Origin of the sequence: Streptococcus suis (assembly GCF_046032535.1) — a bacterium.
Taxonomy (GTDB): Bacteria; Bacillota; Bacilli; order Lactobacillales; family Streptococcaceae; genus Streptococcus; species Streptococcus suis_AK.
On sequence record NZ_JARQPL010000014.1, the window covers coordinates 1 to 21,542 of the forward strand.

General features: G+C 43.9%; 10 protein-coding genes and 1 pseudogene. 3 read left to right on the forward strand and 8 right to left on the reverse strand.

All coding sequences use genetic code 11. The features are described from left to right. A partial coding sequence (locus P7J58_RS05805) for a hypothetical protein (RefSeq protein ID WP_408572569.1) occupies window positions 1-2,850 on the forward strand: 2,850 nt, incomplete at its 5' end. A 6,221-nt stretch (window positions 2,851-9,071) separates the two neighbouring features. Here the strand turns inward: P7J58_RS05805 and P7J58_RS05810 are convergent. Beyond that, window positions 9,072-9,311, reverse strand: a pseudogene (locus P7J58_RS05810) (accessory Sec-dependent serine-rich glycoprotein adhesin); the annotation flags it as partial. A gap of 787 nt (window positions 9,312-10,098) precedes the next feature. Here P7J58_RS05810 and P7J58_RS05815 point away from each other — a divergent pair. After that, window positions 10,099-11,013: an Rpn family recombination-promoting nuclease/putative transposase gene (locus P7J58_RS05815; RefSeq protein WP_125065839.1), complete on the forward strand. Its 915-nt coding sequence runs from the start codon at window positions 10,099-10,101 to the stop codon at window positions 11,011-11,013. Between the two features lie 33 nt (window positions 11,014-11,046). Then, window positions 11,047-11,274 carry a hypothetical protein gene (locus P7J58_RS05820; RefSeq protein WP_172096824.1) on the forward strand — a complete coding sequence of 76 codons (228 nt, stop codon included), beginning with the start codon at window positions 11,047-11,049 and terminating at the stop codon, window positions 11,272-11,274. 674 nt (window positions 11,275-11,948) lie between these two features. On the opposite strand, the gene P7J58_RS05825 is transcribed toward P7J58_RS05820, so the two are convergent. From P7J58_RS05825 to asp1, 7 genes are read right to left on the reverse strand one after another with little or no spacing between them, the layout of a single operon-like run. After that, entirely contained in the window at window positions 11,949-12,131 is a 183-nt protein-coding gene (locus P7J58_RS05825; protein WP_024376351.1) for a hypothetical protein, read from the reverse strand. Window positions 12,132-12,139: 8 nt separating this feature from the next. Next, window positions 12,140-13,465 (reverse strand): accessory Sec system glycosylation chaperone GtfB, encoded by a 1,326-nt coding sequence (gtfB, locus tag P7J58_RS05830; protein ID WP_032511475.1) that lies wholly within the window; start codon window positions 13,463-13,465, stop codon window positions 12,140-12,142. Next, window positions 13,462-14,964: an accessory Sec system glycosyltransferase GtfA gene (gene gtfA / locus P7J58_RS05835; protein ID WP_105096922.1), complete on the reverse strand. Its 1,503-nt coding sequence runs from the start codon at window positions 14,962-14,964 to the stop codon at window positions 13,462-13,464. The genes gtfB and gtfA overlap by 4 nt, the downstream gene beginning before the upstream one ends. 13 nt (window positions 14,965-14,977) lie before the next feature. Beyond that, complete coding sequence (gene secA2 / locus P7J58_RS05840) at window positions 14,978-17,362, reverse strand: accessory Sec system translocase SecA2 (RefSeq protein WP_408555601.1); 2,385 nt, start codon at window positions 17,360-17,362, stop codon at window positions 14,978-14,980. Window positions 17,363-17,366: 4 nt separating this feature from the next. Then, window positions 17,367-18,314, reverse strand: coding sequence for an accessory Sec system protein Asp3 (gene asp3 / locus P7J58_RS05845; RefSeq protein WP_029188929.1), 948 nt, complete (start codon window positions 18,312-18,314; stop codon window positions 17,367-17,369). A gap of 1 nt (window position 18,315) precedes the next feature. Beyond that, window positions 18,316-19,998 (reverse strand): accessory Sec system protein Asp2, encoded by a 1,683-nt coding sequence (gene asp2, locus P7J58_RS05850; protein ID WP_408555602.1) that lies wholly within the window; start codon window positions 19,996-19,998, stop codon window positions 18,316-18,318. Continuing rightward, a complete protein-coding gene (asp1, locus tag P7J58_RS05855; protein ID WP_104930692.1) occupies window positions 19,998-21,542 on the reverse strand; it encodes an accessory Sec system protein Asp1 in 1,545 nt (514 codons plus the stop codon). The genes asp2 and asp1 overlap by 1 nt, the downstream gene beginning before the upstream one ends.

The window sequence follows — 21,542 nt, forward strand, 5'->3', positions numbered from 1 at the left end:
CTTGCACTTGTTGATGCAGACGTACTTGCGCTAGTTGAAGCACTTGTACTTGCGCTGGTTGAAGCGGACGTACTTGCACTTGTCGATGCAGACGTACTTGCACTCATTGAAGCTGACGTGCTTGCACTTGTCGAGGCAGACGTACTTGCGCTAGTCGATGCGGACGTACTTGCTGACGTTGAGGCACTTGTACTTGCACTGGTTGACGCTGATGTACTTGCACTTGTCGATGCTGACGTGCTTGCACTTGTTGAAGCGGATGTACTTGCGCTAGTTGAAGCACTTGTGCTTGCGCTTGTCGATGCGGACGTACTTGCGCTAGTTGAAGCGGACGTGCTCGCGCTAGTTGAAGCACTTGTGCTTGCGCTTGTCGATGCGGACGTACTTGCACTTGTCGATGCTGACGTACTTGCGCTGGTTGAGGCACTTGTGCTTGCACTTGTTGAGGCGGACGTACTTGCACTTGTCGATGCTGACGTACTTGCGCTGGTTGACGCTGACGTACTTGCTGACGTTGAAGCACTTGTGCTTGCGCTTGTCGAGGCTGACGTACTTGCGCTTGTCGATGCGGAGGTACTTGCTGACGTTGAAGCGGACGTACTTGCACTTGTCGAGGCGGACGTACTTGCGCTGGTCGAAGCACTTGTACTTGCGCTTGTCGATGCGGACGTACTTGCCGATGTTGAAGCACTTGTACTTGCGCTGGTTGAAGCGGACGTGCTGGCACTTGTCGAGGCAGACGTACTTGCCGACGTTGATGCGGAGGTACTTGCACTTGTCGAGGCAGACGTACTTGCCGATGTTGAAGCGGAGGTACTTGCACTTGTTGATGCAGACGTACTTGCTGACGTTGATGCGGACGTACTTGCACTTGTCGATGCAGACATGCTGGCACTTGTTGAAGCACTTGTGCTTGCGCTGGTTGACGCTGAAGTACTTGCGCTGGTTGAAGCAGACGTGCTCGCGCTAGTTGAAGCACTTGTACTTGCCGATGTCGATGCGGACGTACTTGCGCTAGTTGAAGCGGACGTACTTGCACTTGTCGAGGCAGACGTACTTGCGCTGGTTGAAGCGGACATGCTGGCTGACGTTGATGCGGACGTGCTGGCACTTGTCGATGCAGACGTACTTGCGCTAGTTGAAGCACTTGTACTTGCCGATGTTGAAGCGGACGTACTTGCGCTTGTCGATGCAGACGTGCTTGCACTCGTTGATGCGGACGTACTTGCACTGGTTGAAGCTGATGTACTTGCGCTCGTTGATGCGGAAGTGCTTGCACTTGTTGAAGCGGACGTGCTTGCACTTGTTGATGCTGATGTACTTGCGCTCGTTGACGCGGACGTACTTGCGCTAGTCGATGCGGAAGTACTTGCTGACGTCGATGCGGACGTACTTGCACTTGTTGAAGCTGATGTACTTGCGCTAGTTGACGCGGACGTACTTGCGCTAGTCGATGCGGAAGTACTTGCGCTAGTCGATGCGGAAGTACTTGCACTTGCACTTGTTGAGGCGGACGTGCTTGCACTCATTGAGGCAGAAGTACTTGCGCTAGTTGAAGCACTTGTGCTTGCCGACGTTGAGGCGGAGGTACTTGCGCTGGTCGATGCAGACGTGCTGGCACTTGTCGATGCGGACGTACTTGCCGATGTTGAAGCAGACGTGCTGGCACTTGTCGAGGCGGACGTACTTGCTGACGTTGAAGCACTTGTACTTGCGCTGGTTGAAGCAGACGTGCTGGCACTTGTTGATGCGGACGTACTTGCTGATGTTGAAGCGGACGTTGAGGCGGACGTGCTGGCACTCATTGAGGCAGAAGTACTTGCGCTGGTTGAAGCTGACGTTGATGCACTTGTACTTGCACTTGTTGATGCGGATGTACTTGCACTTGTCGAGGCGGACGTACTTGCCGATGTTGAAGCGGACGTACTTGCTGACGTTGATGCGGACGTGCTCGCGCTGGTTGAGGCACTGGTACTTGCACTTGTTGAGGCAGAAGTACTTGCCGATGTTGAAGCGGACGTACTTGCTGACGTTGAGGCGGAGGTACTTGCCGATGTTGATGCAGACGTACTTGCCGACGTTGATGCGGAGGTACTTGCGCTGGTTGATGCTGACGTGCTGGCTGACGTTGAAGCACTTGTGCTTGCACTTGTTGAGGCAGACGTGCTGGCACTCATTGAGGCAGAAGTACTTGCCGATGTTGAGGCGGAGGTACTTGCACTTGTTGAGGCACTTGTACTTGCTGACGTCGATGCAGACGTACTTGCCGACGTTGATGCGGATGTACTTGCACTTGTCGATGCGGACGTACTTGCCGATGTTGATGCACTTGTGCTGGCGCTAGTTGAAGCACTTGTGCTTGCGCTGGTTGATGCGGACGTACTTGCTGACGTTGAAGCACTTGTGCTTGCGCTGGTTGAAGCGGACGTGCTTGCGCTAGTCGATGCCGATGTACTTGCGCTAGTCGATGCAGACGTGCTGGCTGACGTTGAGGCACTTGTGCTTGCCGATGTTGAAGCAGACGTGCTTGCACTTGTCGATGCGGACGTACTTGCGCTGGTTGAAGCGGACGTGCTGACTGACGTTGAAGCACTTGTGCTTGCGCTAGTCGAGGCAGACGTACTTGCGCTGGTTGAAGCGGACGTGCTGGCTGACGTTGAGGCACTTGTACTTGCGCTAGTCGAGGCGGACGTACTTGCGGAAGTCGACGCACTAGTCGAGGCTGATTCGGAAGAACTTGCGCTTGCTGACGTGGAGGCACTAGTGGACGCACTGGTTGAGGCGGACTCGGAGGCGGACAAACTTGCTGATTTAGAAACAGAAACGCGGTCTGTCACTTTCAATTTATAGGACTTCTCTGTCTTAGCTCCATGCGAATCCGTCGCAGAAACAGTTACAGTGTAATCTCCTGCCTGTAATAGACTGGATGCAACATTAGGATCTCTGCCTTCATAGACTGTAGCTCCCTTGGAATCAACAACCTTATAGGTAACCGTCAATGCTGTACCAGAGGCATTATCTTCAGTGTCCCGAATTGTTACGCCAGTAGAAAGATCAATATGACTTCCATCGCTACGATCAACCGTTCGGTCCGTCGCAGTAATGACAGGTGGAGTATTGTCATTGATACGTAGAGGATAGCTACCCGTCACTGTTTGCGTGCCTCCACTGTCAAGAGCCGAAATGCGTACCGTATAATCCCCTGCCGGAAGATTGCCAACATCTACAGTTGTAGAAGAACCAGCTGGAACAGTCATAACCGAACGACCATTGCCATCCAAAATCTCATAAGTAACAGTCGTTGTCAGGTTATCTGTAGGTGAACGGTCGTCTTCTCTATCGCTGACAGTAACACCTTCTGCCAAATTGATTGAAGTTGGCTGACCTGTCGGTTGTTTGAGAATAGTCTTAGCTCCTGGCACTGTCACAACTGGCGATTCGTTTGTATAAGTAATCGGAACATCAACTACAGTTGTCACACCCTCACTGGTTGTTAAACGCAGTTTAGCCACTCCTGTTGCTTGTGGAACCGTGCCTTCGACCACTTCTTCTACTGTCACAGTCGATCCTGCTAGATTGACGGATACGGCATTTTTTACATCATCAATGGTCACACTTTGACCGTATTGACGCTCGATAGGGGTGACAGTAATCCCCATAACATAAATACGGAAACCAGGGGACACTCTCGAATTGACATTGACGCTACTGTCGGTAACCGTCATATAATGAGTATAGAAACCAAGCCCAGAGGTCGGTCTAGGGATTCCCTGAAGTTGCCCGGTTGTAGAATCTACCGACAGCCCTAACGAAGAATTTTCCCTGAAACTATAGGTAACTCCTGACGGATCCTCAGCAGTAACAGGCTTCAAAGTCCGTCCCGAAACCATTTCAATCGAGCGTTCCGAGAAGACAGATACATTCTGCGATGACAGAATGGTTGGTGCCTGTGTATCAGCATTGACCGTCAAGGTATAGGAACCTTCAACAGGATTGGTATTTCCACTGTCTGTAGCATAAATCTTTACAGTGTAATTACCAGCTGGTAAATCCCTAATATCAATATTGGTTGCTGCACCTTCTGCCACTGTTTTGACAACTACATTATTGGCATTGACAATCTCATAACGTTTACGAGTGACCAGGCTATCGCTTGCAGAGCGATCATCTTCCCTATCACGAACCGTTACTCCTGTTGTCACATCGTACATGGTAGGAGTGCCTTCTCGGTTTTTGGTAATCGTCTGATTACTTGCCTGAATAGTTGGTCGCTCATTTGTATAAACAACTGGAACATCGACTACAGTTGTCACACCCTCACTGGTTGTTAAACGCACACGAACTGTACCGTTTGCATTTTGTGGAATGGCATTTAGCAACTCCATATTGACTGTTACTGGAGAACCGTTTGTCCCACGATTCAATGTGATGGCATTTTTAATCTCATCTGCTGAAATCGTCTGACCGTACTCTCTCGTCACCGTAGTTGTGGTCGCTTGAATCAAATAAATCTTGAAATTCTCAGAAGTAGTCGTCCGACCCTGACCATCCGTAACTGTAACAGTACGAGTATTGAAACCTGGACTGCCTGTCGCAGTTCCTTGTAGTTGCCCTGTCGTTGAATCGACAGTGACTCCAAAACCTGCATTATTGAGACTATAACGAACACCGGAAACATCTGTCGCTGTAACTGGGATAAGGGTACTATTGCCAACCATCTCAATCTGTTTACCAATAAATATGGTAACGTCCTTGCGATTAGTAATAGTTGGATTGGTCGTATCAGTATAATTCAGAGTGACTGGAACCGTCTTGGTATCACCTGCAGGCGTTCTCACCGTCGCCTGAATGGTCTGGCTACCTACCGCATAGGTATGGTCTGGAATAGTATAGGTCAATGCCGACAAGTCCGCGACACTAATACGGCTATCTGCTGCAATTTGATTTTTAATAAGGTCTGTGATTTCAGCCGTTGTAAACTTATTATTCCCAGTATACTCTCTAGTTGCAGTTACAGGATTAGCTCGCAGGACATACATTTTAAAGCTATTCGAATAGCCTGTATTTCCTGCGTTATCCCGAACAAGGACTCGGTTGGTATATGAACCTTGACTACCAGCTATTGGCGTACCGCTGACTTGACCAGAACTATTGATGGTTAGACCCTTGCCGTTTTCTGTCGTAGAACTTGCCATCACAATCTGAGTCGTAGCTTGACCACCTGTTAAACCTGAGCCATTTGGCGCATCAGCTAGGGTCGCAAGTTGGATTGGTGCACGTAGGGCTTGCCCTTCGAAGGCGTAGAGACTGGTCGCAGTCAGAGTTGCCGTTGGTGCCGTCATGTCACGATAAGTGAAAGTGACTGGCACATCTTTATAGGTATTTGTAGAGGTATAGACACGAACAACGGCTGTCTTTTGACCTGCTGTTACTGTCCCTGTATCTGTATTTGAAAGCAATACCTTACGAATGTTTGCTTTGTTTGCATTGTTGTAATCACTAGCATTCCCAAAGTCAACTGAAACAGCATCCAAAATGTTTTGTTCTGTAACACGCGTGAAAGTTGGTGACTGAATATCACGGTCAGCAATTGTCGCTACAGACGTTCCAAGAACAACCAAATGGTATCTCGCATCCGTTGAGTTATAGGTTGTTGTATTTGCTGGATTTGCTGTATCAGAAATCTTCAAATAATTTCCATACCAACCATAGGCAGGACCTCCATTGTTCGGGAGATTCCCCACAGTTGGTGTTCCGCTTAGGTAAACCGTTTTGGAAGTAGCAGAACTTCCCTCGACAGTAACATCCATTCCTCTACTATTGCTGCTACCCGACGAATTCTGAACATCACCATTACTACTTGCCGTTGTCGCAACTCCTGTCGCATCTGTTACTGTTGCTAACTGAATTTTCGTCGAAACAGGATTATCTGCAGTTGGACTTGCAGGATTCAAAATTTTGACTGACTCACCATTAAAGACATATATTTGCTGACTAGTTAGTTGTACTGTCGGTGCTTGAGTATCCTGGTAATTAATAAAAACATCAACATCTTTATAGTTTCCATCTGTCAATGTCACTCGGACACGAACTGTCTTTTGTCCCATTGTTGGTTGATGTTCATCGTAGCCTGATAGGATACGGTAGCTACTAATATTGTCTAAACCTGAACCAGTTAATCCACTTGATCCTCCACCTGTCGCAGTTGCTTTGACATGATTTAGAATAGCTTCTCTTGTAACCTTTGTTCCCACTTCAGCGGTCATGGACTGCCCACCCGTTACATTGTAAGCACGAACTATAAAGGTTTGAGAATTACTATTGTTATAGTTATCTGTAGCTGTTATCGTAACTGTCTGTGAACCAACTCCTCCTGTAAAGGTTTGACCAGTAGAGATTACACCACTTGTATTCACTGTCAGACCCGCAGCATTAGTGGTTTGCGTAGTAAAGGTTTGACCATCCGTCTCCGTAATAGTAGCAACTTGTTTGTTTACTGTTGTTGGTACGCCAGAAAATACATATACATTTTGAGATACGTTTGAGAAACTTGGTGGATAGTTAACAAGTACAGTAGCTGTCGTACTAAGTCCCTCACCTGTTGTTACTGCCACTGGAACAGTTTTTGTAACATTGGTAGGTGGTGGTGTACCTTGTACAACATAAGTCAAACTTTTAGCTGGACTCGTACCATCAAAGAAACGACCAGAACTTGTCCAACTTTGTACAACATTTGTAATTTCAGTAGAAGTAGCTGTTTGACCAAATGCTTTATTGATGTAACCACTTGGCACAGCAACAGCTGTTAATCTCATACCTGCGGAGTTACCTAAGATATTTCGATTCCCTGCAGCATCAACAACAAATGGCCATCGTGTGAAAAAGTCTTGCTCACTTGCGGACAGATTGCTTCCATTGAAATGCTGTGGGGCAATCATCGAACCTTTAGGCATGTAGATTTCCCATTGGTTTGTTGTACCTGCTACTTGACGAATGCCAAGACTAACCGGACTTCCATTGGCATCTATTAGCATACTGTTTAGATTTCCATCGTTATCCAATGTTCCCGTATCATCTGCCCTCGAAATCCCCCACCTTTGCCAGGTATCCGAATTAGATACTTCCGTGACGGTTGCAAGGACAAGGTCTTTGGATAATGGTGTATTATAAAAGAAATACACTTGGTTTGGGTAAGCTACTACTGGTCTTGTTGTATCACGGATTGTTGCTACTGTAGCAGCAGAAATGCGATTCTCTTGACTGTTCAAAACATCATTTTGAATCCCGTCATCTTTGGCAGGAAATGCCTTACCAGTATCTTGAACTGCACTTACTGTGGTAGAAGCTGCCATTGCACCCGAAGGCGGTGTCGCTGTCCAAGTTCCATTTGATTGGACAACAGTAGTTGTTTTGGCACCGTTTGAAAAGGTAAGAGTAACCGTACTATAGGGGGTACCGGTGCCGGTGATACTTGTAGACTTGTCCGTTAAACCATCTGTAATAACTGGTGCATCTTCAGTCTTACTATAGATGGTTTGACTTCCACCAGACACAAATGCTGCTATAACTTTAGTGTTGTTATTAGAAGTAATTAGCCTTTGATCAGGATTTATAAAGTAATATGGGTCATTAACATTAGATGCCACCAAGCCAAAATCGCTATTGTTTGTCGTATTAATATTAGCTGTTTTCAGACGAATATTATTAACACCAGTACCATTTGTCTGAACAGTCAACTGAAATGTTACTGTTTGATTGGCAACAACATTACTGAGATAATAATAATTCCCTTTTGGAGTTGGACCAGGATTCAATACCCTATTCGTCAGTTGACTTTCAAGACTAGCACCTGTAACTGTTACTTGTCCAAAAGTACTTGACGAATCAATTCCTATTCCGATACCGATCTTTCCATTTGCTTTTGGTTGAAGGGTAATAGTATATGTTAAGACATTGCTATCTGCATTATAATCATAAAATACTCGACTCACATAAGAAGTAAGACTTCCAGTTGATAAAGCACCAGCTTTAAATTCATTCGACGCTGTAGCAGTCCTAAAATTAATAACCCCAGAACTGCTAACATCTGTACCTGCAGCACCCTTAGTCACTGCCCGTGTCCCTGACCCTTCAGCAATCGCAAACTTCCCACCAGCAGCCTGAATCTGATTGATACGGCCTGTTAGGCTAATAGCTGCCTGACCTGCTATCAAGGCCATGGTATCGACCTTATCCTGACCTAGAGAACTATCTTCTCTTAGGACCAACGATTCTTCCAAAGCTGTTTTAGCAACCTTTAGGGCTGTTTCATACCTCTTATATCTGCTAGCGGTCGTTGTCGTAGCATCCACCTCTGGATAAGAAAGGGCATGTTGCAAACTAGCAATGGCATTGTCCAAGTTTGTATAATCCAAACTATTAGCCATTTGGGCTGTCTCAGACTGGCTAGACGAACTACTGTTCAAACTAGTAGCTACTAACCCTGTTGCAACTTCCGAACTTGCAGTAGCCATAGCAACGATAGTACTATCGGGCTGCGCCAAAGCATCCGTTGGAGCAAGCAAATCAGTTGAAGGCGCATAAGAAAGGGCGCCTCTACTCTCAACAGCAACCAGACTGGACTCAGACACCTTACTTCCTGATGGTTCACTACTATTTTCTGAACCTACTGCTCCTATCGAACTCGTCTTTCCCTCTACTAGGCTGCTAGAAACAGACATAGACACACTGGTTGAAGCAGATTCTGACGCTGATGTCGAAACGGAGACACTCGCAGAGGTTAATACAGAAACAGAAGCAGACAAACTAGCACTCTCTGAGCTAGATAGACTTACTGAAGCAGACTGGCTGGCACTAACAGAACCCGAGGTGCTGGCACTCCCTGTTCCCGATTCACTAGCCGTGGCAGAACCTGTAGTTGATGTAACACTTTCTTCCGAAATCACTTCTGTTAAAACGCTTTCAACAACCACTATATCTTTATCAACAAGGGTGTCTGCCTTGCTATCAACCTGTTGCTCCACTACAGCGACTTGCTCTTCTGCAAAAGTATTCAGCGCAAGGGTCGTCCCAGATATGGCCGCCCCCGAGGCTAACAAGGCCTGCAAATAAGCTAGACGCGAACCTCTCAATTCCTCATTTGTTTCAATAATCGGCAAAGTAACCTTGGCTTGACCTTGCCCTCGAATCACGCGTAAAAGACTGATTTGGGACAAGACTGTCCGAACCCAGTTCTTACCCGATTTATGCATTTTGACCCTACTTCTACGTCCAATTTCATCAAAATGCTTATTAAATCGTTTTTTGTTCATGAAAACTCCCTATAAATATTCATTTTCATTCATGTAATATATATATATATATATATATATATGGAAGAAATAAAACTTTACTACCATTTTACCATAAGTATAAAGCTATATCAATAAGAACAACTTTTTTGTTTATATATACAATTACAAAAGTAATACCTTTGAAAAATCTAGATTTCCAGCAAATATGCTACTGACGATTCCCATCAAAATATTGAACCATTTGCTATAAAGGAAATAGTCTGCATCTATCGCAGAAACAAGCCTAAAAATTCAAAAGATATACCGAATAACTGATACTATAACTAAAATAACTAAAAGTTAGCTTAACAGAGCATATCATTTTTAAATTCTAAAATCACGATTCCACTCAAAAAATGGTAAATTCCAACACAAAACATCTTCTAATTTATCTATTGATTAAAGCGAATAAATGAATAAGAATAAACAAGCAAGCCAGCAACTGCTCTTCCCACTCTTGAAAAAAAGACGGATGCCTGCTATAATATCATTAGGATACTACTGCTCACTACCCCACCTGGCCCCTGTCAGTAGATTTAAATTTTTTCCATTTGATTTCGAATAAATAAGTGGGAGTGGGAAAGAACTCGACTAGTCAACAAAGAGTTCGTTTTCCCACCCCCGCACAGTTGATTAGGTCAGATTTGGAGTGTAATACACGAACAAATCTGCCAATCAACCACTGCGCTGAGATGCTGACACTAACTCTGAGAAGTGTTTTGCCAGACTCTGCCATTAAGAAATCAAATGAAAAGGATGTGGTAGATTGAGACATAGTCGCTTAAAACCAACACAGGATACAGTCGCCAAAAAGATTTTTCAAAACAAGGAAGTCACCAAGGCCTTTGTGTCAGACATTTTAAACCTAGCTGTTACAGAAGTTGAACTCTTGGACGGTCACCAGATTAGCCTGCCCAATGATCATTCGCCCCGCGGTTTCTACACGGTGACGGACATTTTGGTCAAGCTAGACGACGGCACCCAGGTCATTATCGAAATTCAAATTGTCAAGCAAAAATTTTTCATCAATCGCCTGTGGACCTACATTTGTACCCAGGTACATGATAATTTTGAACAAGCCCGGCAGGAACATGGTGACACACATACTACTCACGAATGGCTCTATCCTGTTTATGGAATTGCCCTCGTGGAGAAGAATTACTTTGACGATGACCAACCCTTTCACATCTTCTCCCTGCGAGAAGAAAGCACCAACCAAGAACTGTTTATCCAGCCCAAAAACAGTGACAAACAGCACAGTCTGGTCAAACTCGCCTTTCTGGAATTGGGCAAATACCAGCCCGAAACTATCTCAGAATACGACTTGAAAAAATGGTTTGAATTTTTTGGAAACCGAGACTTCACTATCCAACCAGACAAGATTATTTCACAGGCAGAACATGCCCTAGACTACACAACATGGACCAAGGAGGAACAAGACATGTGGGATAAAGAATTTGACAGAGAAGAACTCTACTACTCATCCCTACGTGAGGCACGAGAAGAAGCTTGGGAAGAAGCTTGGGAAGAAGCTTGGGGGAAAGCGGAACAAAAAGAACGCCTGGAATTTGCCCAGCGTTTATTAGCAGAAGGCTTGGATAATGATATTATTGCTCGCTGTACAACTCTTCCCCTCTCCCTAGTCGAACAACTTCGTAGTCAATTGGCGACAGGTGGGTAGTTAGGCAGAACATGGACCAAGGAGGAACAAGACATGTGGGATAAAGAATTTGACAGAGAAGAACTCTACTACTCTTCCCTACGTGAGGCACGAGAAGAAGCTTGGGAAGAAGCTTGGGGGAAAGCGGAACAAAAAGAACGCCTCCAATTTGCCCAGCGTTTATTAGCAGAAGGCTTGGATAATGATATTATTGCTCGCTGTACAACTCTTCCCCTCTCCCTAGTCGAACAACTTCGTAGTCAATTGGTTGCAGGATTTTAGGCGTTTAGAGCGGAACTAAAAACAGTCTAGAAATAGACCGTACAACTGGGATTGGGAAGACGAACTCTGAGAAACCTCAAACTCTTTTTAGTTGTCGACTTCTGATACCACAACTAAAGGAATATAACATTCCCTCCCTATGATAGAATCAAAGCCAAAAAATTTATAACTAGATTACTAGATCTTCCCTAGTAGTCTTTTTCTGTGCTAAAAATTCAGGATATTTCGTTTGTTTTTTTTAAATAGCAAAAGTTGCTTTTAATACTTGACATACAGGGACAATGATTGCTTTTTGTGAACCACGTCGACTTTGAATTTGTTATAATCGGCTCTCTAGGGCTTTTTTTTGACAGTGAAAGTAGGTCGGCATAAACATTTCTTCTAAATATGAATAACCATGTCGAATCTTGCTACTTCGTTTCTTATCATAACTCTCATTATTACAGAGGTTAGGCTCAAGCCCAGCACCGTTTCTCAAAGTTAGTGTCAACCACTGGAAATACAAACTTGTTGACGAACTCTTCTATGAAGGGTCGAGTTCTTCCCACTCCCACCCAGAAGGCTAAATCTCTAGCAGTTGGAAATAAGGATACGACGTTTCCTCGCACGTCGAAGTAATCAAAGATAAACTGATAATTGACAATAAGAAAAAGGCTGGATCAACCAAGCCTTATCTATTTATCAAAAAAGAATTGAATAATCCTAAAAATAATCAAACCCAAACTAATCAGCACCGAGAGAATAATGATGATATGAAAATCAAAGCCTCTCTTTTTTTTCTTTTTTTTAGGAAGAACATACCGCTCTTCTTCCAAGCGTTGTTCAATTCGTTCTCTCAAAGGATGTTTTCTGGTCATAGTTTCTCCTATCCTATCAAACGCTGATAAGCAGCAACATCAACTAAATTAGCCTCTTCTTCCTGACAAGTCAATAGACGGTTTGCTTCTTCTCCTGACTCAGTCAGAAGATTCTGGATTTTAGTAACTAAGAGCTCTACCTGCAAGGAACTAAAACAATTTTCTTTGGCCACATAGATCTTGGCGTGAGCAGTTTCACCAAAAGCAAAAATCAACAAGCGATGTTCAAAGGCAGTTCGTACAGCTGATAAAATCTCGCCACCATGGTTGATGTCCAGATAGATACTGGTTTTCTGATACAAGTCCCTCACCATATCCATGGAAATATTTGGATAAAGAGTCACATTGGCATGATTACCAACAGCCATCAAATGACTAGACATCTCTGTAATGGCACCAATATGAAAATGAAGATTGGGCAAACCTGTAATCAAGTTATCCAATTGCTCTATTTGATCAGAATTGGTTAAAATTAAGGCTTCTGGTTTCAACTTCTTTTTCTCCTTGAAAGGATAGAGGAAACCCAAATAAACAATCTGTTCCCTCTGTTCCGAACTGGCTAATTCTAGCAAGCGTTCATAAGTGGCCTTATCCTGTACAACTACCTTGCTTGGTCGTCTGCTCTGCTGATTGAGCAATAGGAGCATATTACCTGGAATGCTATCATGAATTGGTTCCTGCCAGAAAAGAATATCTTCACCATCTTCATTGAGATAGAAAGCCGTCAAGAAGGATAAACCCAAGCTATTGTAAATAATACGGTCTAACTCAAAACCTGCCTCCTTTAGATAGAAAGCAATCCATTCATGCTTCGTTTTGAAAAAGTAGATACGGTTTTGATAATTCAAAATCAGGTCGCCCGTTTCATGATTTTCAACCAAGACTTCTTGCCCCTTGAGACCATAATAGCTAGTCTGAGTAGCCTGTCCCTGCCTGTCATAACTAGTCTGACCAAAACGAACTCCTTTATCATTGTAACGGTCTGTTACCACAATTCGCCCAGCCTCATCATACCAATCCACTGCCTTGATCAAGCGCTTATGGCTTGGATGGGCGTAATGAATCTGGGCACGTTTATTAGCAAAATTATAAATAGCAGCCTGGCTATTATCCCCTCGAATTTCCCAAAAAGCAGGAGTTTGTAGTTGATTGAAATACAAGGCATGACCTTCCATCTGCTCATACTGGGTAAAAAAACGATAAGGCGAGGTCACATCGTGAGGTAGAAAACCGTCATCATTAAGGACAATAGTCGGATTATGATAACCCGAGCACAGTAGGGAATAGTGCAAATCCCAACTTCCTTGATGATAGCTATCAAATAAATGAATCATTGTGCAACCTCCTCTACTAAGTCTAGCCACTTTTTCTCAATTTCATAGGTTAAAAATTTAGAAGCAATTTGGTAGGAAACTTCCTGCATGGGCTGACGATTTTCTTGGCTAAAGAAAATGCGAATAGCCTGACAATACTGGGCAACAATTTCCTTCTCATCTTCTACTTGTGGAAAAGGCAAGAGATAGCCATTGAGCCCATCTTGAATAAAGGTCTGGTTGCCGTATGGAGCATCAAAACCAATAAGCGGCAAACCAGCACCAATAGCCTCTAGCAAGGTCAAGCCAAACCCTTCGCTCTTTGAGGCTGTAAGATAAAGCTCATAATTCTGATAGACCTCTGTCAAATCCTGATGACCTTTTAGCTGGATATAGTCCTCTGCACCATACTCCTTAATGATAGTTTCGATTTTACCTTGCTCGCCACCACTGCCATATATATCAAAGGTCAATTCTGGTAGGTATTTCTTTGCTGCAATCACAGCCTTGGTCAGCCAGTCTACATGTTTTTCCGTAGCCAAACGTGAAGCTGTAATCATGGAGTAGGGCTTTCTCTTTTCCGAATGACGTATAGTATCAATGCTTCCTACCGGTATATCAAGCACACGGGGAACCTTACCCACATAACGAGCAAACTGTTCTTCTAGAACTTCCTTCTGCCGTTGCGTCGAGGTGATAAAGAAATCAACACTATCTGCATGAACAAACTGGTAGTCATAGAAGTTATTCCAAAGTATCGTTTGGTCCGTCAAGCTATTAGGGCTATAGTGTTCTGCGTGAATGACCACTCCTAGCCTAGCTGGTCCTTTATTGGCAAAAACGGCCTGTCCTGTACCTGTCGCACGGTCCAAGATGACTATATCCTTGGCAGTCAGTTGCAATTGCTGCATAAAATAGGCAATCCATTCATCCTTGGAAGAAAGGATGGCATCTGGCATGCGGTAGACAGAGTTTTCACCATCAATTACCTCTTCATAGGCAACCGAACCATCTTCATTAAAGTAGCGACGGAGATAGAGATGAGCCCTGTTATCACGGGGAGTGTAGTACTCACTGAAACTTCTCATATAGGTGAAAAAGTCCTTCCGAATCAGCATTCCTCTAGAAACGTATTCGACACGATGTACTAGGTCTTGATCTTCCTGACGCAGATAGGCTGTCAGAAATAAGTCCTGTTCCTCATAGAAGAAACGCACAATCTTCCCGTCCCGTTCTTCTCTAGTAATATTCCCAGCAACATCTTCCCGAAGCTGGTCTAGCGTATAACTAATCGGAGCAATCTTTTGATCCGTGAAAAAAGTGTAGAGCCAGATAATCTCCTTATCCTCAAACCCAATATTTCGGGTCAAGTCAGCCAGAGTATCCTGACCAAAGAAATCGGTAAAAATAAATTTAGCATCCACTCCCTTACGACGAAGAAGTTGAGCCCGATAAGCCTGGGCATATTCTACACCACTACTGGCCCAGCCTATCCCAAGATTGATATTATAGACAGTCATTTATAGCCCTTTCTTAAGCAAAATACACCTGCATCTCTCCCTTTTCCGTATAGGAAACATCGCTCAAAAGGATGTTCTGAAGGATACCGCGTTTGATTTCTTCTTTCATTTTCTGATAGCCCTTATAGGCTTCTTGATGGTATTCAAATACTGGATTGCGCTGGGCTACCTGTCTGGCACTTGCAATAATCCGTAGTTGTTGGAGATAGTCCACCTCTTCCACCCAGCATTCATCGATGGCTTTTAGGACAGCCAGGCGTTCAAACTGAAGATAATCGGTCGTTAGAAGTTCTTTCTTCCTCTGAATTTCTGTCTCAATGATTCCCAGCAAGAAAGCCCTTACTTGTTTGTGATTCCCTACTTCCAGATGTTCTGGAAAGGCGTGAAAATCGTAGGTGATATGATCTAAAATATAGCGTTCCAAGTTGTGAGCTTCTACATTCGGATGGCGTTTAAGGTAGAGGTCAATGTCTTCTTTGGCAAATTGCAAAATATCTAGAGCCTGACTCCGTCCCTCAATAATAGCATCTCTTTCTCTATAAACATAATCCCGTTGGAGTTTGACGCTTTCGTCAAATTGCAGGGTCATGCCCCGTGAGGCTCTTCCAGTACCATCACTAGCCTCTTGAGAGTGTTGTAAGGCTTTCCTGAACCGTTTCCCAGTCAATTCTTGTGGCTTGCTCGGATCCACCAAATCTTTATTCTTCTTATAAAAATCTTGAATCCACTTACCACCATTTTCAATCAGAAGATCATCTTCTAAGCAGGCAAAAAATTGACTAAAACCTGGGTCTCCCTGGCGACCTGAACGACCGCGCATTTGCAGGTCCATTCGTTGACTTTTCATCCGTTCTGTCCCTATAACAGCCAGACCACCCAATTCTCGCACACCTGGTCCCAGCTTTATATCCGTTCCACGACCAGCCATATTGGTAGCCACCGTGACTGTTCCTAGCTGGCCAGCTTCCGCCACCATCTGCGCTTCTTTCGCTGCATTATAGGCATTGAGCAAGCTGTGGGGAATCCCTTCCAACAAAAGCATTTCCGAATAAATCTCTGACATATTGACCGAGCCTGTTACCAGAAGGATGGGTTGACCTGTCGCATGGATTTTCTTCACCAAGTCCAAAGAAGCAGTAATTTTTTCAGGCATGGTCGTATAAATCTTGTCCGGATAATCCTTGCGAATGACAGGCTTGTTGGTCGGAATTTGAATCACTTCCATGTTATAGGTTTCGATAAATTCCGCCTCTGCGGTCTTACCCGTTCCTGTCATTCCAGCCAGCTTATCAAACATCAAGAAAAGATTTTGGTAAGTCACTGACGCAATCGAACGCATTTCCGGAGTGACCTTGACCCCTTCTTTTTGTTCAATAGCCTGATGAATGCCCCCCTGTAGCCTGGTGCCAGTCAGCACACGCCCGTCCGTCTTGTCCAGCAATTTCACCTCATCATCTTGGATAACATAATTCTTTCCCAAAGTGTATAACTTATGGGCCTGCAAGGCCAAGATGACATGACGGACCAATTCCGCATGATCAATATCAAACAATTCCTGCGAACTAAAATAACGCTCTGCCTCATCCATTCCTGCCTGGGTCAACCAAACTTCTCCGTGCTCTCGGTTATAGTAATAGCCCACGCCCTCTTTCAAACCAGTAACGAAATGATCAGCAATAGCATAAAGGTTAGACTGCACACGGGGAGAGCCTGAAACAATCAAAGGTGTTTGGGCTGTGTCTAGCAAGACAGCATCTGCTTCATCAATAATGGCATAATGAAAAGGGCGCAGGTATTTATTATTCTTATGGGTCGCCAGATTCTCAAAGAGATAATCAAAACCTAAACTACCATTGGTCGTATAAACAATGTCCGCCGCATAGATGTCTTTCTTACTGAGAGCATCTTTGGTGGTCCGATCATCCGAATCATCCACACCACAAGCCACTGTCAATCCCAAAAAATGATAGACCGCTCCCATCTCTTCTGCATCACGACGCGCCAAATAGCCACTGGTCGTTACCAGCATAACACTCTTGCCTTCTAAAGCATTGAGATAGAGAGGCATGGTAGCTGTTAGGGTTTTGCCCTCGCCCGTCTTCATCTCCGCAATATTGCCCTCGTGAAGAACAATGGCTCCCATTACTTGAACAGGATAGGGAAACATGCCCAAGACACGCTTGGCCGCCTCGCGAACCAAGGCATAGGCCTCCACCATGAGATCATCCAAGCTAGCACCAGCTGCCAATCTCGCTTTGAACTCCTGAGTTTTAGCTCGCATTTCAGCATCCGTCAGGCCTGCCATCTCCTCTTTTAAGCTATCAATTTCTGTAAAAATCCTCTTCAATCTCTTTAAACGATAATAATCCATAGAGAAAAATTGTCGGAGTTTTTTCATTCGTTCAAGAACCGTCCTTGTCTAAAAATTGCTGGATAAGGAATCGGAGGGGATGAACCAGAGAAGAAACAAAACCTTCACTGACATCCTTCCTCTCTTCTCTCTCCCTCCTAGCACGCTTTATCAAATCCTCTACATGCGAAAGGGAAATCCCTTGTTCTTCCAAAAGTGAATGATAGGTCTCAATAGGATAAAATACCGAACTTAGAAACAAGCCAGCCGGTTTTATTTTCTCGCTATAGTAAGCAGCTGCTAGATTCCCTCTTGGCCCATAAGCAAAAAACTGAACCCTTGCTTCCGGGTGTCTAGCCACACAATCCATGATAAATTGCTCCGTTTGAGGATGGAACATGGACACATCGTCAGCTCTATCAGAAACAAAGACTATATCACCTAGCCTGTCTATACATTCTGCAAACAAATCCTTCTCATAGTACACATCTTCAGGATGCTCCAGAAAAACAATATGTAAGCGAGAAGAACTTGTAGGATTACATTTTTCTTCCAAAAAAATCAACTCTTCCTGAGGGGAGAAGACCGATTGCAACCAAATAGAGCGAAAGGTCAAACGTTCACAACCAGCATTCAACAAGGCAATCTCATAGGAATAAGCTTCCTTGGGATAGGTAAAAGATGCTTTCTTATCTTTTAAAATCTCAAATCCCAGCTCTTTTCCAAAACGATCAAAAAACACCACGCGCAAGTAAATACTCCCCTGAGGATAGGCCTCCGCATCCAGAATCAACTGGTAGCTGGCTCCCTTTTTCAAAACAGGAAGAGTCGGGGTCTGCCGCTTGGCCTGGAAATTGGTCCGAGAATACCAGTGCTTTATTTCAAAACTTGGAGGCATGAGGGGATTTTCAAAAGAAATAGCCTCTTTTTCAAAATCAATCCGACTCCCATACGAATAGGTGTCTTGTGCAAAATGGTTCCACTTAATCTCTAACCGCACACTATTTTCTCCTATTAAAATCCTTGTGCAGCATATCATAATACTGCTTGATAAACCAACCAGAAGTTGCAGCACTACCATCTAGGTGGCGACCCGAGTAACCTCTACCCAAAATAGTCGCTCCCGTTTCCTTACTGGTTCGAACCAAATTTTCAAAAGCAGCCGCATCATAATCATCTTCTTTCATGTAGGCCACCGCAAATTTTGTCGAGGCATAGACTCCTTCTTCCATCAAGGTCCAAAAACGCTGGTTGAGCCTGTCTGCTGCTTCTTGATCCATGGACTGATAGGTTGAATATAACAAATCCAAGGACGTTGGAAATCCACCAGGCCTATGTAAACGCTCAGCTAAAGCCATATCCCCCAAGCTCAAAAGAGGCTTGCTAATCACAATCCCATGAGGTTTTAATTTGGCTCCATAGTAGGAAGCACCAAAAGTCCCCATGGACATGCCGGATAGGATCAATTGACTGGAATCAAAACCTAGAAAATCCAAAGCTTCTTCTATCTTGCCTTGAATCTTATCTTCCAGTTCCTGACTTCCCAAATAGAAGGCTCCACCATCCAATCTTGGATCACAAATCAGCATAAAGGGTGTTTTCAAGCCTTTCATCATCCAAAAACCTTCAAAGCCTTCGGCAGTACGAAAACCTGAGAAATAAACACAGAGGGGTGGTTTAAAATCAGCAGGGTCAAAGTAAGTAAAAATCTCCTGGAGCTGATGGTCGACAAGCCGTTGTCCGCCCAAGATAAACTCACCCAATCCATTCCTTCCCCAACGATAGTGAAGGTCACCGATTTCTACTCTTCCAACACCTTTAGCTAAGATAGAAATGAAGAGATAGCCATCTATATCAGCATCGATGACAACCTGATCCTTCAAGCTATCCCCATCAAATTCCCACTGCTGATAAATTTGACTGGTAGCCCCATTTGGGATGAGCCGAACAAGCATTCGGATGTCAGCCGTAGAAGAATGACTGTGCTCTAAAAATAAATTCAAAAACTGCCATTCACCATAGGGAATATTGTAACGAAAGAAGGCCAACTGCTGAAAATCGTCCCCAAATTCCCCTTCAAAAGTCATGTATTTTCGCCCCTGCATGTGAACCTTGCCTGAAAAATTAGGGGAAACTTCCATATCACTAATATGAACCTTGGCACCATATTGTCCAACAAATAATCCCTTGGATAGGGTATGGACAAAAGCCTCTTTTTCTCTAGGATTATAGGCTTGAGCCATGACCTTTTTTAAAAACTGCTGGAGCCATTCCGACGTGTTCCAACCTGCTGGATAAAAAATCTCATAAACCTTAAACAGTTCACAAACCTTTTTCACAGTCCCTGGGTATATTTCATCAGCTAAAATAAGGACAGCATACTGAGGATAAGCATCCAGTTTTTTCTGTAAAAGCTCTACCTCTTCTTCCAAGGTTTCCAGTAGCAGATTCTCCTCCTGGACTTTCTCAGCTTTCTTATTTTTTTCAGTTTCCTCTAACAAGCTTGCCAACCGTTTTCTTGTTTTCTCTAATCTAGACCTATCCTTTTTCGCAGCATCAATCTGACCAAGCAGGATGTCCAAATCATCTAGAGAATAATAATGCCATTCTAACTTTTCAGAGATGGCTACTTCTTCCCGCCAATTCTTTCCACCAACTTGTAAAATAGCTATTTTATTTCCCATTAGTTTATTTTTTCTTTCACTTTTTCTACTAGGACACCACTTGTATATTCCGAAATTTTTTGAACAGAATGAATGAGCGACTTATTCCAATTGGTCAGACCTGCTAGGTAGAAATCGATACCTGCTAGTAGGCCTCCATCCCTGAAAAGAATAAAACCATTCTTCATATGTTCAACAAATTCTGTCTCCACTCGATTGATTTGAGGAATACCAGAACTAATCCCTGCAATTTGGGTATACAAATCTGGCTCTTCTGCCAAATCAATAATCAATCGAACATATTGAAAGGCTTGAATAATCTCATTTTCGCTATGTAAAAAGGACAGCTTGATGCGACTCTCCTGACTTTCTGAATCTCCAAATTCGAACATCTGTCCTTCTTCTTTTTCAAAAAACAGATAGGGTTCCGACCTGGTTTCTAGAAATTCTTCTAAATCTTGACTAAGATTTTTGACCGTTTCTTGGTTTGTCTGATAAGACACCAGATGCAGATGCATATCCTCGTATTCTTCCATCCTGTTAAAGAGCACTTCCAAGCAAGCCTGGTACTCGTCTGGGCTTAAACCATCCAATAAAAAGTAAACTTCTAGTTCTTTCAAACGTTGGCTCTTACCCAAGGACAAACGGGTATCAAACAAGGACAAATGATGGACTGGAGCAATCTTAAATGTTGACAAGTAATCAGCTGTCTTCTTACTATCCGTAAGAACCAAGTCAGCCATAGCCAACATAGGTAGAAGTTTTGCTGTCTGCTCCAAAGGGAAACGTTGACCAAAAAACGATAGAACAACCTTTTGGCTACCCTTGGCCTTCATGACCACATCATAGTGCTGAGGAGAGGCCGTTAAAAAGATATGGGCCTCCTCTGAACTACTTTTCAGATAATAAGCCAAACGTTCTTGAACCAATTCTTCCATGTTCTCATAGAATGCTTTATCCGAGATGGCCACTTCCAATTGAGGATTGATTTCAATATGTTGGTCATTGTCCCCTAAAAATTCCCGAATTCTCCACCTGCCGTCTAAGCCCAAATAATCCTGATAGAGAGGCTGCCAATCCTGGTAGTAAAGAATACTTGATACAAAGCCCCGATCATCAAAGACCATTTTCTTGAACAAACTCCCCTTGTCAAAGAAACTAATCCAAATAACCTGACCCGATTCACCAAATTCGATCTGGGCATAGACTTCTCCACCTAAGAGAGCAAGAGCTAGGAAAGGGCTATTGACAAATTCAATCCCCTGTGGCCAGTCAAAATCCAGATAATCAATCACTGCTCCCTGATAGTCTCCAATTCCTTGCAACTGATCGAAAAGAGACCAGGTATCCACCTCAAACAAATCGTAACGGTGCTTGTAATACCGAAGATTGGGCATATAATTCAAGATGAGCAGTCGATTCTTTTCTCCTGCCGTTTCGAACATGCGCAACTGATTGATGGTGTCATCAAAACGAGCGGTCGACCACATATTGTACCAGTTATTGGTATTATCATACCAAGTCCTTTGTTCTGGATACCAAGCTGGAATAAAGTAATGTGTCAT

Bases quoted from the DNA above. Each gene is read 5' to 3' on its own strand.
- P7J58_RS05820 (WP_172096824.1), top strand. From the start codon at position 11,047: ATGTGGGATAAAGAATTTGACAGAGAAGAACTCTACTACTCTTCCCTA.
- P7J58_RS05825 (WP_024376351.1), bottom strand. From the start codon at position 12,131: ATGACCAGAAAACATCCTTTGAGAGAACGAATTGAACAACGCTTGGAA.
- gtfB (WP_032511475.1), bottom strand. From the start codon at position 13,465: ATGATTCATTTATTTGATAGCTATCATCAAGGAAGTTGGGATTTGCAC.
- gtfA (WP_105096922.1), bottom strand. From the start codon at position 14,964: ATGACTGTCTATAATATCAATCTTGGGATAGGCTGGGCCAGTAGTGGT.
- secA2 (WP_408555601.1), bottom strand. From the start codon at position 17,362: ATGAAAAAACTCCGACAATTTTTCTCTATGGATTATTATCGTTTAAAG.
- asp2 (WP_408555602.1), bottom strand. From the start codon at position 19,998: ATGGGAAATAAAATAGCTATTTTACAAGTTGGTGGAAAGAATTGGCGG.
- asp1 (WP_104930692.1), bottom strand. From the start codon at position 21,542: ATGACACATTACTTTATTCCAGCTTGGTATCCAGAACAAAGGACTTGG.